Origin of the sequence: Streptomyces shenzhenensis, assembly GCF_021462265.1 — a bacterium.
GTDB lineage: Bacteria > Actinomycetota > Actinomycetes > Streptomycetales > Streptomycetaceae > Streptomyces > Streptomyces shenzhenensis.
In genome coordinates, this window is the sequence record NZ_JAJONF010000094.1 from 1 (window position 1) to 12,488 (window position 12,488).

At 70.1% G+C, this 12,488-nt stretch carries 13 protein-coding genes and 1 pseudogene; 4 read left to right on the forward strand and 10 right to left on the reverse strand.

What is annotated here, in order from left to right; all coding sequences use genetic code 11:
• A partial coding sequence (locus LQ326_RS46000) for an IS110 family RNA-guided transposase (protein ID WP_234545181.1) occupies positions 1–1,192 on the forward strand: 1,192 nt, incomplete at its 5' end.
• Positions 1,193–1,254: 62 nt separating this feature from the next.
• Here LQ326_RS46000 and LQ326_RS46005 read toward each other — a convergent pair.
• Complete coding sequence (locus LQ326_RS46005; RefSeq protein WP_234545182.1) at positions 1,255–1,626, reverse strand: winged helix-turn-helix transcriptional regulator; 372 nt, start codon at positions 1,624–1,626, stop codon at positions 1,255–1,257.
• A gap of 74 nt (positions 1,627–1,700) precedes the next feature.
• Here LQ326_RS46005 and LQ326_RS46010 point away from each other — a divergent pair, with 74 nt between their 5' ends.
• A complete protein-coding gene (locus tag LQ326_RS46010; RefSeq protein ID WP_234545183.1) occupies positions 1,701–2,384 on the forward strand; it encodes an NADPH-dependent F420 reductase in 684 nt (227 codons plus the stop codon).
• A 23-nt stretch (positions 2,385–2,407) separates the two neighbouring features.
• On the opposite strand, the gene LQ326_RS46015 is transcribed toward LQ326_RS46010, so the two are convergent.
• The 6 genes and pseudogenes from LQ326_RS46015 to LQ326_RS46040 all read right to left on the reverse strand — a co-directional run bounded on the left by LQ326_RS46015 (position 2,408) and on the right by LQ326_RS46040 (position 8,334).
• Positions 2,408–2,746, reverse strand: coding sequence for a hypothetical protein (locus LQ326_RS46015; RefSeq protein ID WP_234545191.1), 339 nt, complete (start codon positions 2,744–2,746; stop codon positions 2,408–2,410).
• A pseudogene (locus LQ326_RS46020) lies at positions 2,746–3,297 on the reverse strand (ISAzo13-like element transposase-related protein); the annotation flags it as partial. The gene LQ326_RS46015 and the pseudogene LQ326_RS46020, both read right to left, overlap by 1 nt.
• Positions 3,298–3,350: 53 nt before the next feature.
• Entirely contained in the window at positions 3,351–4,139 is a 789-nt protein-coding gene (locus LQ326_RS46025) for a S1 RNA-binding domain-containing protein (RefSeq protein ID WP_234545189.1), read from the reverse strand.
• A 225-nt stretch (positions 4,140–4,364) separates the two neighbouring features.
• Positions 4,365–6,272: a GMC family oxidoreductase gene (locus tag LQ326_RS46030; protein ID WP_234545184.1), complete on the reverse strand. Its 1,908-nt coding sequence runs from the start codon at positions 6,270–6,272 to the stop codon at positions 4,365–4,367.
• Complete coding sequence (locus LQ326_RS46035; protein WP_234545185.1) at positions 6,269–7,651, reverse strand: tocopherol cyclase family protein; 1,383 nt, start codon at positions 7,649–7,651, stop codon at positions 6,269–6,271. The genes LQ326_RS46030 and LQ326_RS46035 overlap by 4 nt, the downstream gene beginning before the upstream one ends.
• Complete coding sequence (locus tag LQ326_RS46040) at positions 7,648–8,334, reverse strand: FadR/GntR family transcriptional regulator (RefSeq protein WP_181803402.1); 687 nt, start codon at positions 8,332–8,334, stop codon at positions 7,648–7,650. Before LQ326_RS46040 ends, LQ326_RS46035 begins: the two co-directional genes overlap by 4 nt.
• Positions 8,335–8,725: 391 nt before the next feature.
• Between LQ326_RS46040 and LQ326_RS46045 the strand changes: the two genes are divergently transcribed.
• On the forward strand, positions 8,726–9,025 hold the full coding sequence (locus LQ326_RS46045; RefSeq protein WP_234545190.1) for a transposase: 300 nt from the start codon (positions 8,726–8,728) through the stop codon (positions 9,023–9,025).
• 41 nt (positions 9,026–9,066) lie between these two features.
• On the forward strand, positions 9,067–9,453 hold the full coding sequence (locus LQ326_RS49045) for an IS3 family transposase (protein WP_372497140.1): 387 nt from the start codon (positions 9,067–9,069) through the stop codon (positions 9,451–9,453).
• Between the two features lie 529 nt (positions 9,454–9,982).
• Here the strand turns inward: LQ326_RS49045 and LQ326_RS46050 are convergent.
• From LQ326_RS46050 to LQ326_RS46060, 3 genes are all read right to left on the reverse strand, one after another.
• The gene (locus LQ326_RS46050) at positions 9,983–10,816 is read right to left on the reverse strand and encodes an SCO4651 family lipoprotein (protein WP_234545186.1); all 834 of its coding nucleotides are present in this window, start codon (positions 10,814–10,816) and stop codon (positions 9,983–9,985) included.
• A gap of 533 nt (positions 10,817–11,349) precedes the next feature.
• Positions 11,350–11,679, reverse strand: a complete 330-nt coding sequence (locus tag LQ326_RS46055; protein WP_234545187.1) for a hypothetical protein — start codon at positions 11,677–11,679, stop codon at positions 11,350–11,352.
• Entirely contained in the window at positions 11,676–12,485 is an 810-nt protein-coding gene (locus LQ326_RS46060) for an RHS repeat-associated core domain-containing protein (protein ID WP_308402173.1), read from the reverse strand. The genes LQ326_RS46055 and LQ326_RS46060 overlap by 4 nt, the downstream gene beginning before the upstream one ends.
• Between the last annotated feature and the right edge of the window lie 3 nt (positions 12,486–12,488).

Here is a 12,488-nt window from a genome sequence, read left to right on the forward strand (position 1 = left end):
CGACGTCGCCCTGGTCGACGACTCGGGCCAGCTGCTGGCCAAACGCCACATCACGGATGATGCGGCCGGCTACAAGGTCTTGTTGGACCTGCTCGCCGAGTACGGCGACACCGAGGAACACCCGATCCCGGTGGCGATCGAGACCTCCCGCGGTCTGCTGGTCGCCGTGCTGCGGCAGGGCAAGCGGAAGGTCTTCGCGATCAACCCGATGGCCGCCGCCCGCTACCGCGACCGGCACAGCGTCTCCCGCAAGAAGTCCGATCCGGGCGACGCCCTGGTGCTCGCGAACATCCTGCGCACCGACATGCACGCCCACCGGGTCTTGCCCGATGACAGCGACCTGGCGCGCGCCATCGCTGTCCTCGCCCGCGCCCAGCAGGACTCCACCTGGAACCGCCAGCAGATTTCCAACCAGCTCCGCTCCCTGCTGCGCGAGTACTACCCAGCCGCCCTGGCGGCGTTCGAGTCCTGGAAGAACGGTCTCTGCCGCTCTGAAGCCCACGAAGTCCTCAAGCTGGCTCCAACTCCCACGCGAGCTGCTCGACTGACTCGCGCCCAGCTCCAAGCCGCCCTCAAGCGAGCTGGCCGCCAACGCGGCATCGAAGCCGAGGCCGAACGCCTTCGGGAGGTCTTCCGCGAGGACTACGCTCACCAACCTGCCCTCGTCGAGGACGCGCTCGGCAGGCAGATGCTCGCCCTCCTGGTCCAGCTCCAGGCCGCCTGCACGGCTGCCGACGACCTCGCCCAGGCGGTGGAGGCAGCTTTCCCTCAGCATCCGGACGCTGAGATCATCCTCAGTTTTCCCGGCCTCGGCGTCCAGCTCGGTGCCCGGGTGCTCGCTGAGATAGGGGACGACCGCGGCCGTTTCGCCGACGCCCGCGGCCTGAAGGCATACGCCGGCTCCTCGCCCATCACCCGGGCTTCCGGCAAGAAGGCCAGCATCACCCGCCGCTGGGTCAAGAACGACCGCCTCAACCACGCCGGCTACCTCTGGGCCTTCTCCGCCCTCCGGGCCTCGCCCGGAGCCATGGCCCACTACCGCCGCCGCCGCGACGAGCACGGCGACTGGCACGCTGCCGCCCAGCGCAACCTCTTCAACCGCATGCTCGGACAGATGTTCCACTGCCTCCAGCAACGCGAACTGTTCGATGAGAACACCGCATTCCCAACCGCCTTGGCCGCTGCGGCTTGACGACTTGGGGTCGTGAGGTGTCTTCCTCACCCTCGGATGCGCGCTGCTGGAGGCGCCTGCGCTCACTCTGAGGGGGACTGGGTGGCGGTGCATTCGGTTTCCTGGGCGGCCATGACTTCGTCGCCGTGCTCGAACGCCCATGCTCCGACAGCGTCGATGGGTGCCAGCAAAGTCCGGCCCAACCTGGTGAGTTGGTACTCCACTCGCAGTGGCGCTCCGGGATGAGCCTGCCGGTCCACCAGCCCTTTGGACTGCAGGCGTCGCAGCGTCTCGGTGAGGACCTTGGGGCTGATTCCCCCGATCTGCTCGCGTAATTCGACCGGGCGCCTGGGACCGTCGCGCAGTGCCCAGAGCACGACGGGGTTCCAGGTGTTGGAGAGGAGGTCGAAGGCGAGGCGGGCACGGCAGTCGGCGAGGAAAGCGTCGGTCGTCACGTACCAAATGGTGCCCCGCTGATCTTCTAGCGTCGGTGCAAACGGTCCGAGCAGATCCTGGGAGGAAATGCGTGATGAGAATCGGCGTACTGGGCACGGGCAACATGACGGACGCGCTTGCCACCCACTGGGTCCGGGCTGGGCACGACGTGGCCATCGGAGGCCGGGACATGCACAAGGCGGAGCGGCTCGCGAGGCGCCTCGGGGACGGCGCAAAGCCTGCTGGTCTCCGCGCGGCGGCCGAGTTCGGCCAGGTGGTTCTGGCCGCGCTGCCCTTCGGCGCGGGGGCGAGCGTTGCGAGGGAACTGCGGGCGGTCCTGGACGGCAAGGTGCTGATCGACTGTTCCAATCCGGTTGGTCCGGGCTTCCGGCTGCTGACACAGGGCGGCCTCTCAGCCGCACAGCAACTGGCCGCGGCGGCACCGGGAACTCATGTGATCAAGGCGTTCAATCTCTGCCACGAGGACGTGTGGCGCATGTCCCCACCCATCTTTGACGGGCGGCCACTGGCCGTTCCGGTCTGCGGAGACGACGAAACGGCCCTCACGCTTGTGCCCCAGCTGGTGCGGCATGCCGGCTGCGAGCCTGTGGCGGGCGGCGGTCTCGAACGAGCGGGACTCCTGGAAGCGACCGCCGCGCTCTTCACCGGGCTATGGGTCGGGGAGGGAGCCAATGTCCAAGCAATCGCACCCCCGCTGGCCTATGCCGCCGGACCGAGACACGAGGAGCCAGGAGACGTCGAAAAGTCGTTTCGTTAGGGGCTCTTAGGGCTCGTAAAGAATCAACACGGTGGTTTTGTCTCTGTCGTGAGGGCGATGCCGTGTGCGGTCGCGTAGACGTGGAGGCCGGTGAGGGTGGTGAGGTGTGCCGTGGCGGGGCCGGGGGTGTGCCCGTGCTGGTCCATGAGCTGTCTGATCTCGCCGGTGGCCTCGCGGATGGTGTCCTTGCTGACGGTGAACAGGCGGGCGAGCACGGTGGGCGACAGGCCAAGGCGCTGGTGCAGCACGGTGGCCAGGACGCGGTCGGCCAGGTCGAGTTTGGCTTTGCGGCCGCCGCCCGGGGCTCGGCGTCGGGTGGCGCCGTCGCGTCGGGTAGTGCGGTCCGGAGCGTGCAGCGCCACTCGCCGTTCACCTGATGATCCTTGGCCTGGTCATTGATGTACCGGAACTGCGCGTCCCTCTCAGGGTGTTGAGCACCTTCAAGGGTCTTGGCATTGGCCTGCAGACTGAAACCGTTCTCCCGCAGCAGCCGGCCCACGGTCGGCGCTGACGCGGCGTGGCCCTGCCGCGTCAGCGCCCCGGCCAGAGACCGCAGCGACTTGGTCGTCCACCGCAGCGGCGACATCGGATCGCCCCGCTCGTCTGGCTCCACCAGCGACAGCAGAGCCGGAACGAGCAGCGGGTCAAGCTCCTCTGCGCTCTTGCGACCGCCGCCGTCCCGGCGGACCCGGCCATCGGGCAAGGGATCCTCACCGCCCTCCAGCTCGAAGACTCCCTTGCGCACCGTCGTCTCGCTCACCCCCGCGGCACGGGCGACAGCCCTCACCCCGCCGTGCCCCAGTAGCCGGGCCTCGGCGGCCAGCGCCAGCCGCTGCTGCCGCTCATTCAGATGGGGCAACAACACCCTGAATCTCAGGGCGAGTTGGTCACGAACCTCGCTCGGTATGCGCATACCACACCAACGACAGAGACACCGTGAAGCAACGTGTTGATTCTTTACGAGCCCTAAGTCCTGTCTGCGCCGGCGACGCCCAGCCGCACCCGGTGACGCTGGAGGTCGACCTCGGCGACCTTCACCGTGATCAGCTCGCCTACATCGACAAGCTGATCCGGGGTCTCCACCGGCTCGTCAGCCAGCTCCGAGAGGTGAAGGAACCCCACAACGTCGGGAGCAAGCTGCACGAACACGCCAAAAGGAATGATCTTGGTGATCGGCCCGGTGAGAACCCGACCGACCTGATCCGCAAACCGAATGAGTGGATCTTTCTGCAGAGCCTTCAACGAGAGCGTGACCTGCCCGGAGCGCGTCTCGGCAATGATCACCTCAGCGGTGATCCGCTGGCCGACTTCGACTGCCTCGGAGGGGTGGTTGATCCAGCCCCACGTCAGGTCCGGCACCCGGATGAAGCCGGTGCAGAGGCCGTCCGGTTCGCCATCGACGTGAACGAAGACCCCGAAGTTGTGAACCTCGGAGACCGTCCCAGCGACGACCTGCCCTTGTTCAAGCGCGAGGAGAAAGGACCTCAAGGCCGGAATCTCGCACGCCCTGGCGGAGAGGTGAAGCTGACCTTCACGCCAACGCCCGATCTCTTCTGCGTTGATCTCCTGGCCGACCTCAAACAGCTCGGATGGATTCTCCATCCGACGCCTCGACGCCTCCTGTCGAGGAATCCGACCGATCTCGGTCCCTCCGTCGGCAGCCACAAGCTCCACCAGGACGTCCGCTCCGTCAAACCCGATGACCTTCACCGTTCTCACAGCCCCCGGCTGGAGCTGGTTGATCAAGGACTGCATGCGAGGGTCAGGGGCTGGCTCGGACATGGTGGTGAGCCTAGTCGGCGTCCACCGCACCGGTTCCAACTCTCATGACGAAGTTCCAACTACCGTGTCCCGGCTCAGCCGTCGCGGGCCTGCAAACGCTAAATGGGGCCAAGTGAAGCGCTCACTGGCCAACTGAAGCACTCAGTCACACCGGGGCCCGATCACCCTGCTCACCGCCTCGAAGTCCCCCGACCACAGTCACGCCTCCGTCCTGGCCCGGGTGCTCAAGTCCCGGTCGAGGTAGCTCTCGGTGACGGCGAGGGCGACGGCCATGATGGTCAGTTGGGGGTTCACCTCCGGGCAGCCGGGCAGCACGGAGGCGTCCGCCACGAGGACGCCGTGGACGCCGCGCAGCCGTCCTTCGGGATCGGCCGGCGCGCGCCGCGGGTCGGTGCCTGCCGCGGCCGTGCCGGCCGGGTGGAAGGCAGACAGGTGCAGGGCCCGGGGGCCGGTCCCGGCGAGCAGCGCGTCGAACTCGGCGAGGGTGCGGGCGCGCGGGGCACGCGGGATGCCGGTGAGGACCTCCTCGGCTCCGGCGGCGAAGAGGACCCGTCCCATGGCCCGTACGGCCGTCATCAGCCGGTCGCCGTCGCGGCGGTCGAGGTCGTAGCGGACGAGGGTGCGGTCGCGGCCCAGGACGCGGCCCGAGGGACGGTCGGCGATCATCGCGCCGAGGACCGCGAGCCGGTCGGCCCTGTCGAGTTCGCGGCGCAGGGAGCGTCCCAGGCCGGGCAGGACGAAGCTGCTCATGCCGGGCGGGCTCGCGGTCGCCTCGATCAGGATTCCGTGGTCGTGCAGTTCCTCGATTCCGGCGCTCTGCAGAACGCCCCGCCAGGACGTGACCAGCTCGGGGAAACGGCCAGCGACGCTGGTGGCCGGGTGCACGCTCAGGCCCCGGCCCAGGCGCGGGTGACCGCCCAGCCCGGAGCGGCGCAGCAGCGGCGGGGTCTGCAGCGCTCCCGCGGCCGTGACGACGAGGGGGCTGAGGATCTCCAGCTCGCTGCCGTCGGCCCGCACGACCCGCACGCCCGCCGCGCGCGGTGTCCCGGGGCGGTCGTGGTCGACCAGGATGCGCCGCACCCGCGCCCCGGTGACGATGCGGGCGCCCAGGGCGCACGCTTCCGGCAGGACGGACATCTGCACGCTCTGCTTGGCGCCGGTGGGGCAGCCCACCACACACTGGCAGGACCCCCGGCAGCCGGGCGCGTTGCGGCGCAGCGGCCCGGCCCGCCAGCCGAGCCGCGCGGCGCCCCTCAGCGCGAGCAGGCCGTTGGCGCCGAGGACGTCGAGGGGCTGGGTGGCGACGCGCAGGGTGCGTTCGATCTCGTCCAGCCGGGCCGCGAGGCCGTCGGCGAGGTGGAAGCCGTACCGGCTGCTCCAGCGGTCCAGGACGTGGTCCGGAGTGCGGTAGCAGGTGCCGGAGTTGACGACGGTGGTGCCGCCGACGGCTCGTCCGACGGGCAGCAGGAGCGGCGGGTTACCCAGGGCGGCGGTCGCTCCGCCGTCCCGGTACAGGTCGGTGAAGCGGTCCAGCGGGGTGCGCCGGCCGAAGGAGGCCGTGGTGTGGTGCTCGCCCTCCTCCAGCACGACGACGTCGAGCCCGGCGCGCGCGAGGGTGCGGGCGGCCACGGCTCCCCCGGCGCCGGATCCCACGACGACGGCGTCGGCGGTGGTCCGGTCGGGCCAGTGCTCGGCCGGGGTGCAGTCCAGCGGCGGGTCGTCGGGGACGGCGGGGGCCGGCGGGGCGGGGACGCGTTCGGTGGCCGCCGCGAGCAGGACGGGAACCTTCAGGAGGTCGAGCAGCGGCAGGAGCGCCGGGCGGGCGCCGAGCGAGGCGAGCACCGTCTCCCGCTCGTCGGGGGTGAGGGCGGCGAGGCGGCGCCCGCTGTGCAGCACGGCGTACGTGTCCACGATGGTGCCACCTGCCCGGACCGCTGCGCGCACGGGCCCGGGCAGGGCGGACAGGAAGGTGTCGAGCCTGCCGGGCACGCGGGCAGGCCACTTCTCCTCGCCGCCGTCCCCGGACCCTTGCCCACGCCCGTATCCGTCCCTGTCCCCGATCCCGTCCTCGGCGAGAAGGGCGGCCACCAGTCCCTGGGCGCTCACCTGTCCCCCACCTCTGCGTGCGCGGTGCCGTCCAGCGTCCACTGTGCCTCCGTGCGCCAGTGGCCCCACCACCGTTCCAGCAGGATGCGCGCGTCGGCCGTCTCGCTGTTGCGGCACACGGCCGGAGCGCCGTCCGGGTCGCGGTAGTCCAGGGCGAGGGTGCGTTCGGCAGGCTGGGTGACCTCGACGCGGATGCGGCGCAGCAGGGTGCGGCCGGTCACCGTCCAGTGGGGCAGGCCGATGCGGGCACGGAACCGCCCGACGCCCAGCAGGCCTATCGCGGACCGCTCCGCCCTGCGCGGCCAGGTGCGGCCGCGGTGGCGCAGGCGCAGGAAGACCAGGGGCGGCAGCCGGCGCAGTCCCGGCCGGGTGGACACCGCCGCGACGATCTCCAGGACGCCGTCGCCGCCCAGGTCGGCGTGCAGCCAGGACCAACGGCGGGCGTTTCCGTGGCCGTTGATGCGGGCCGTGGCGCCGGGGGCGGCGCGCAGGGTGAAGGTCCGTTCCCCGTCGCGGAACGTCCCGTCGTACGCGGCTCGGGCCGCCGGGAGCATCTGGGCCGCGGGCAGCAGGGGCCGCCGCCAGGACCAGCGGGGGAAAGTGAACAGGGGTCCGGACAGCGGGCGTTCGGTGAGGTCCCAGTGGAAGTCGCCGGCGCTGCCGGTCAGTCGTCTCGGTACGAAGGTGACGTCGCCGGTGGTGAAACCGTCCTCGGGAGCGCTCCAAGGGACGGGGCCGAAGCGGACGTGGCGCACCTCTCCCTCGGGCGGGAAGGAGGCCGCCCAGCCGTGGGCCACCGGCGTGGATCCGTCGGTGGGTGCGGTCAGTTCGTGGTGCACCCAGAAGCCGGTGCCGGTCGCGGGGTCGGTCAGGGTGGTGTACCAGACCTCGGTGCGGCCGGGGCTGCCGTCCCAGCGTGGGGCGATGTGCTCGGCGGGGTCTTCGCGGACGGGAAAGCGGAAGCTGAGCAGGAAGGGCGCCAGACCGGTCGCGAGCGGGAAGCGCAGGGTTCCGCGGCCGACGGGCGCACCGTCCTCGTACAACGTGAACGGCAGGACGGTCATCGACCTCACCGGGCGGCGCGGGGTCACGGACTTCCAGCCGTCCAGGGTGAGCGTACGGCCGTCCGCGGTGAACGACAGCCGGTAGCGGATGCGGCGACGGGCGAGGGGGGAGATCTCCAGCGCGCCGGTGGCGGCCGGGTCGTCGGCCCGTCCGGCGATCCGGACGCGGCCGGTCAGCCGGGCAGCGGTGGTGCGGTGCGGGCGCAGCACGTCGTCGGCCTCGGCACGCAGGTCGAGCCGGATGCGGCGGGCCGGGTGCCCGGCGTCCAGGCGTACGGTGCCGAGCATGGTCTCGGTGAACACGGTGCCCCTCATGCCAGTCCCTCCAGCATGATCTGCTCGGTGTCGCGCAGGTAGGTGTCGGCGGCGGCGTGCGCCCGGCGGCCGTCCCCGTCGGTCACCGCCTCCACCACCGGAGCGAGCCGCCGGTGCGCGGCCTCCGGGTCGGTGAAAGGGCCGCGCAGCTCGGCACGGACGGGCAGGTAGGCGTTGAAGAGGGTGTTGGTCAGCAGCACGTAGACGCGGTTGCCGGTGGCCCGGGCGAGCGCGCGGTGCACCTCGACGTCGGCCATCTGCACCTCGTCGGGGCCTCCCGCCTCCCCTACGGCGTCCAGCAGCGCGCGCAGTTCGGCGTGCTGGGCCCGGGTGGCCCGGACCGCGGCCCGCTCGGCGATCAACGCGCCGACGGAGCGCCGCACTTCGAAGATCTCATGGACCCACTTCGCGTCGTGCCGCACGAGCATCGGCAGCAGGTCCGCGCCACCCAGCCGGATGTAGTCGCGCACCCGGGTGCCGACGCCGTGCCGGGTCTCCAGCAGCCCGGCCTGGACGAGCCGGCCGAAGGCGTGTTTGAGGGTGGTGCGGGTGACTCCGTATCCGTCGGCCAGTTGGCGCTCGGGGGGCAGGTAACTGCCCCCCGGATGACGTCCGGCCAGGATGTCCTCGCGCAACCGGCTCTCGAGAACGTCCACGATCGTCTCGCGGGGCAGCGCCTCCACGGGGCCTCCTGGGGTGGCGGAAAGACGGACGGGAGAAAAGGGGGGACCCCACACCCTGGTGGATGAGTGGCTGAGCCACTGAACCAGTGGAAGTGTCCGGCGGTCAATCCCCCGACGGTGTCGGGTTGTTTCGGGCGATGCCGCACGGTAAGCAGGCGAACCGAGCTTTCCACGTGCGACGCCGTGGGGGCGGCCGACTCCACGCTCCGGCCGCGCCCGCGGCGGGTCCAGTGACAAGCCGCCACCCCGGCAGGTGAGTTCGGACTGTCCGTCGGCCGGCTCAGCCCGCGGCGGCCGGCTCCGCGGTCAGGCCGTCTCCGGGTCTTGACCCTTGATTCTGGACACACGAGACACTGGATCCTGAGGATCTGAGAACGGACATCTCGTGGTCATGAAGAACTATCCGCCGCAGTTCGAGACGGACGCGGTCGCGCTGTACCAGTCGCGGCCCGAGGCGACGATCCGGCAGGTCGCTGCCGATCTGGGAATCGACCCCGAGACCTTGCGGAACTGGGTCCGGGCAGCCGGCGCGAGCCGGCCGCGGGGACGCCGGGCAGAGGTGCCGACCGAGCCGCCGAAACCGTTGGAGGCGGAGAACGCCGCTCTGCGCAAGAAGGTCCGCGAGCTGGAGGAAGAACGCGAGATCCTGCGGAAGGCGGCGAAGTATTTCGCCGGGGAGACGCGCTGGTGAACCGCTTCCAGTTCGTCGCCGACCACCACCGCCGCTACGGCGTGAAGCGGCTGTGCACCATCCTCGGCATCGCCCGCTCCAGCTTCTACTACTGGCGCCGGACGGCCGCGGACCGAGCCGCCCGGCAGGCGGCCGACGCCCACCTCGCCGCCCGGATACGGGCCGTGCACCGCGAGTCGGACGGTACCTACGGTGTTCCAAGGATCACCGCCGAGCTCCGCGAGGCGCCCTCGCCCACCTCGGCCTGCACAGTTCCGCGGGGTGCGCGGGCAACCGGATGCTCGCCGCCATGGCCTGTGCCCTCACCCCACCGGATCGGCGCACCATCATCGACGACTCCCCCGAGGCGATCACCGCGTTCCTGTCACGCCGGCCCGTACGGGAACTGCCCGGCGTGGGCACGAAGTTCTCTGAACTACCGTCGATAGCGTGTCAGTCAGTGGCTGCTGGTAAACGAGTGACGACGGCACGGTCATCCATTCCCTTACCGACACCCTTCGTCGTGAGCGCACCACTCACCGTGAGCGCGTCCAGGGGGAAATGCCCCAGCGGTCCAGCGCCTCCCCGATACACATGGCGTCAGCGTAGTACGGGTCTTCGGTCCGGGCCCTTGCCGCAGCTCGCCAATCGCCCCTGGCGACAAGGCCGGTCGGCCATCGGGCTCCGCCGCCGGCGCCCGGCGTGCAGGACTGGAAGCTGCCTTCCGACGGGCCCTGTTGCCGCTCTGGCCAGGTGCCGGTGGCGAAGCCCGGTAGTCCGTGGCCTCGCCCGGCTCGCGGGTGGCAGTAGTCGGCGCGGAGGTGGTCGCTCAGGAGGGGCCGCAGGCGAAACGGCCGGACCCACTCTCCGGTGGCGGCGTACCAGTTGAGGGTCCTGATGACCGGGCGGCGGCGTCCCCGCTTGGTGTGAAGGTGCCCGCCCTCTCGGCGAAGAGGCGGGGCACCGGTGTGCTTGGGGTCAGCCCTGCTGGCTCCGGGCTCTCTTGATCCGTTCGGTGAGGTCGGCGGTCTGGGCTGCCGGCGGCGCCTTCACCGGGGCGGTGGCGCCGAACTTTTTGAAGTCCATGGTCACGGTCGCCTTGCCGAGATCATCCTTCAGGCGGACCGGCAGGTCCTTGGCGCCGATCCACACGTCCATCGTCACCGAGTCAGCGCCGCCGGTCAGGGCCTTCATGCCGTCGCTGCTGAAGGCGTCCTTGTACTTCCCCAGCTCTGCCTGGCGGACGACGGCCCGGTAGTGGGTCGTGCTCTGCCCGTCGACGGTCTCCTTGCCGAGATCCTTCACGTGGCTCGCGTACTTGAGGGCCTCCATCGTGGCCGCCGGGTTGCCTGCGCTGCCCCCACTGAAGTCCTGGGCGCCCTTGGAGCCGAAGAGCACCGACGCGTCGACCTTCATCCACTGCTTGCCCTTGAAGGGGCCGGAGGGCTGGGGGTCGACGTTGAAGTAGTAGGCGCCTTTCACGAACAGCGTCCGGATCGTGGCGCGGCGCTGGAGCGCCTGCATGTTCGCGGCCTTGGTGTCCATCAGGACATCCATCGCCAGGCCGTCTCCCCAGGAGTAGGTGCCGTTCAACGTGACCGGGGTGCCCGTGCCCGTGTCAGTGCTCATCCTGACCTCGGCCGAGCCGAGCTGATCGGTCCGGTCGGTCGCACGCGAGAGCACCGCCATGATCTTGGTCGCGTTGCTCGCGGCCGAGACGGCCGTCTTCGCGCCGTCGGAGCTGCACGCGGACACCGCGACCATCGCCGCCGCCGTGAACCCCACCCAGGCGGCAGTGTACTTCAGCTTCATGAGTCCCCACCCAATTGCCGTGATTCGATTGTGAGTTCTACTTCCGATGACTCTAACGGGACACACTGACAGGTCCGGAGAACGGACGTCCTCACGTTTTTGACGCCGGCCACGACCATGTCGTCGGAGGGTCTCCCCGAGCGCGCCGAACTCCCGAGTGCCCCCTTGGACCCAGCCATCCCGGTACGGCCGTGTCGTGGATGCTGCCCGGCGCCAGGCGGGACGTCCCCGCCGCCTCCGGTCACCGTCGCGCGTCGGCGCCTGGCGGACGGCAGGAAGGGCCGACGCCCGCACCGCCTACCGGGCTCTCGAACTGGAGCCGGAACGTGGGCTGTGCGCCTGGACCTGCCCCCCATCGAGAAGGACGCCCCGCGCCACGGCGCCCATCTGGCCATGACATACTTGCAGTTGGACGACGGACACCGGCCAGGAGCAGACGAGTTCTGAGCGCCGGTGCGCTTCCTTGGCCGCACCGGTCGAGCAGTCAGGCGTCAGCCGCCGTCCGCCAGGCGATCCACACACCGTCCTGCGCTCTAGAGACGCGCTCCCTTCAGGGTGTTCTCCCGCCGCTTGTGTAGCAGCCGCAGGACGAGCCAGATCAGGATGACCTGGACGATGCCCGCGATGGCGTGGACGGGCGGGGCGTATGTGTCCGGGCCGGGGCTGTAGTCGTCGTAGCCGAAGACCACCGCTCCGAGGAGGAAGAGGATCGTCGTCACGAAGCCTGACGGGAAGGTGATGACCGAGACGGCCACGCTCGCGGCGTCCTGGCCGTGTTCCACGCTCAGGTAGTCGAGGCCGAACACCACCACCAGGTACACCAGGGCGAGGAGCGCGCCCGTCTCGCGGGAGGGGAGTGTCATGTTGTTCTCTTCCGGGCTCGTCGTGCGTCGCCCATGGTGTTGATGTAGTGGGTCAGGTCCTTGAGGTTACTGACGAGCTTGGACCAGGTGCTCTTCGCCTTCTTCACGTAGTTGCTCTTGCCGATGTACCAGGCGTCCGCCCCGGGCGGCACGTTGCCGTGGATGGTGATCCGCATCTGCCCGCTCTTCAGGTGGGTGAAGTAGAAGGAGATGAAGCCGGGGTAGTCGGGGTGGCCCCAGCGGGTGTCGAAACGCCAGCCGTTGGAGGTGATGCTCTTCACCTTGACGGGGAACTGGATCTTGACGCCGAGGATCTTCACCCAGAGGTCCATCTTCTGGCCGACGTGGCTGAGCTTGCTGGCGTGGCCACCGATCGGGAAGACCCAGTTGAAGTTGTCCCGGAACTTCTGGAAGTACCGGTGCGCCGGCATGTGCGGGTTTCCGACGTTGTACTTGAGCCAGTAGTCGAAGGTACCCGCGGTGTCCGTGCAGTTGACAGGATCGCCGGAGCAGTAGCCGTAGGCGTTGTCGCCGCCGCCGGGCACCGGGTCCGTCTGCAGGAAGGTTCCGGTGGCCGGGTCGTGGCCGCAGGCGCCCAGCATCAGCAGTCCGCCCGGGGCGTCCGCGCTGCGGGCTGCGGGCTGCGGTGCCCAGCCAGCCGTAGCCGCCCGTGGTGGTGGTGTCGGGGGCTCCGTACTCGTCGAAGTGCTGGACCACCGGCGTACCGCCCGGCTGGAAAGAACCTGCGCGACCGCCAGTGGAATTTGGCATGGACCTGCCCTTGATCCCCCGCTATGCTCTGCCACGCC

Coding starts and splice junctions, on each gene's coding strand:
- LQ326_RS46045 (WP_234545190.1), top strand. CDS start 8,726: ATGAAGAACTATCCGCCGCAGTTCGAGACGGACGCGGTCGCGCTGTAC.
- LQ326_RS46025 (WP_234545189.1), bottom strand. CDS start 4,139: ATGCAGTCCTTGATCAACCAGCTCCAGCCGGGGGCTGTGAGAACGGTG.
- LQ326_RS46010 (WP_234545183.1), top strand. CDS start 1,701: ATGAGAATCGGCGTACTGGGCACGGGCAACATGACGGACGCGCTTGCC.
- LQ326_RS46055 (WP_234545187.1), bottom strand. CDS start 11,679: ATGACACTCCCCTCCCGCGAGACGGGCGCGCTCCTCGCCCTGGTGTAC.
- LQ326_RS46035 (WP_234545185.1), bottom strand. CDS start 7,651: ATGAGGGGCACCGTGTTCACCGAGACCATGCTCGGCACCGTACGCCTG.
- LQ326_RS46050 (WP_234545186.1), bottom strand. CDS start 10,816: ATGAAGCTGAAGTACACTGCCGCCTGGGTGGGGTTCACGGCGGCGGCG.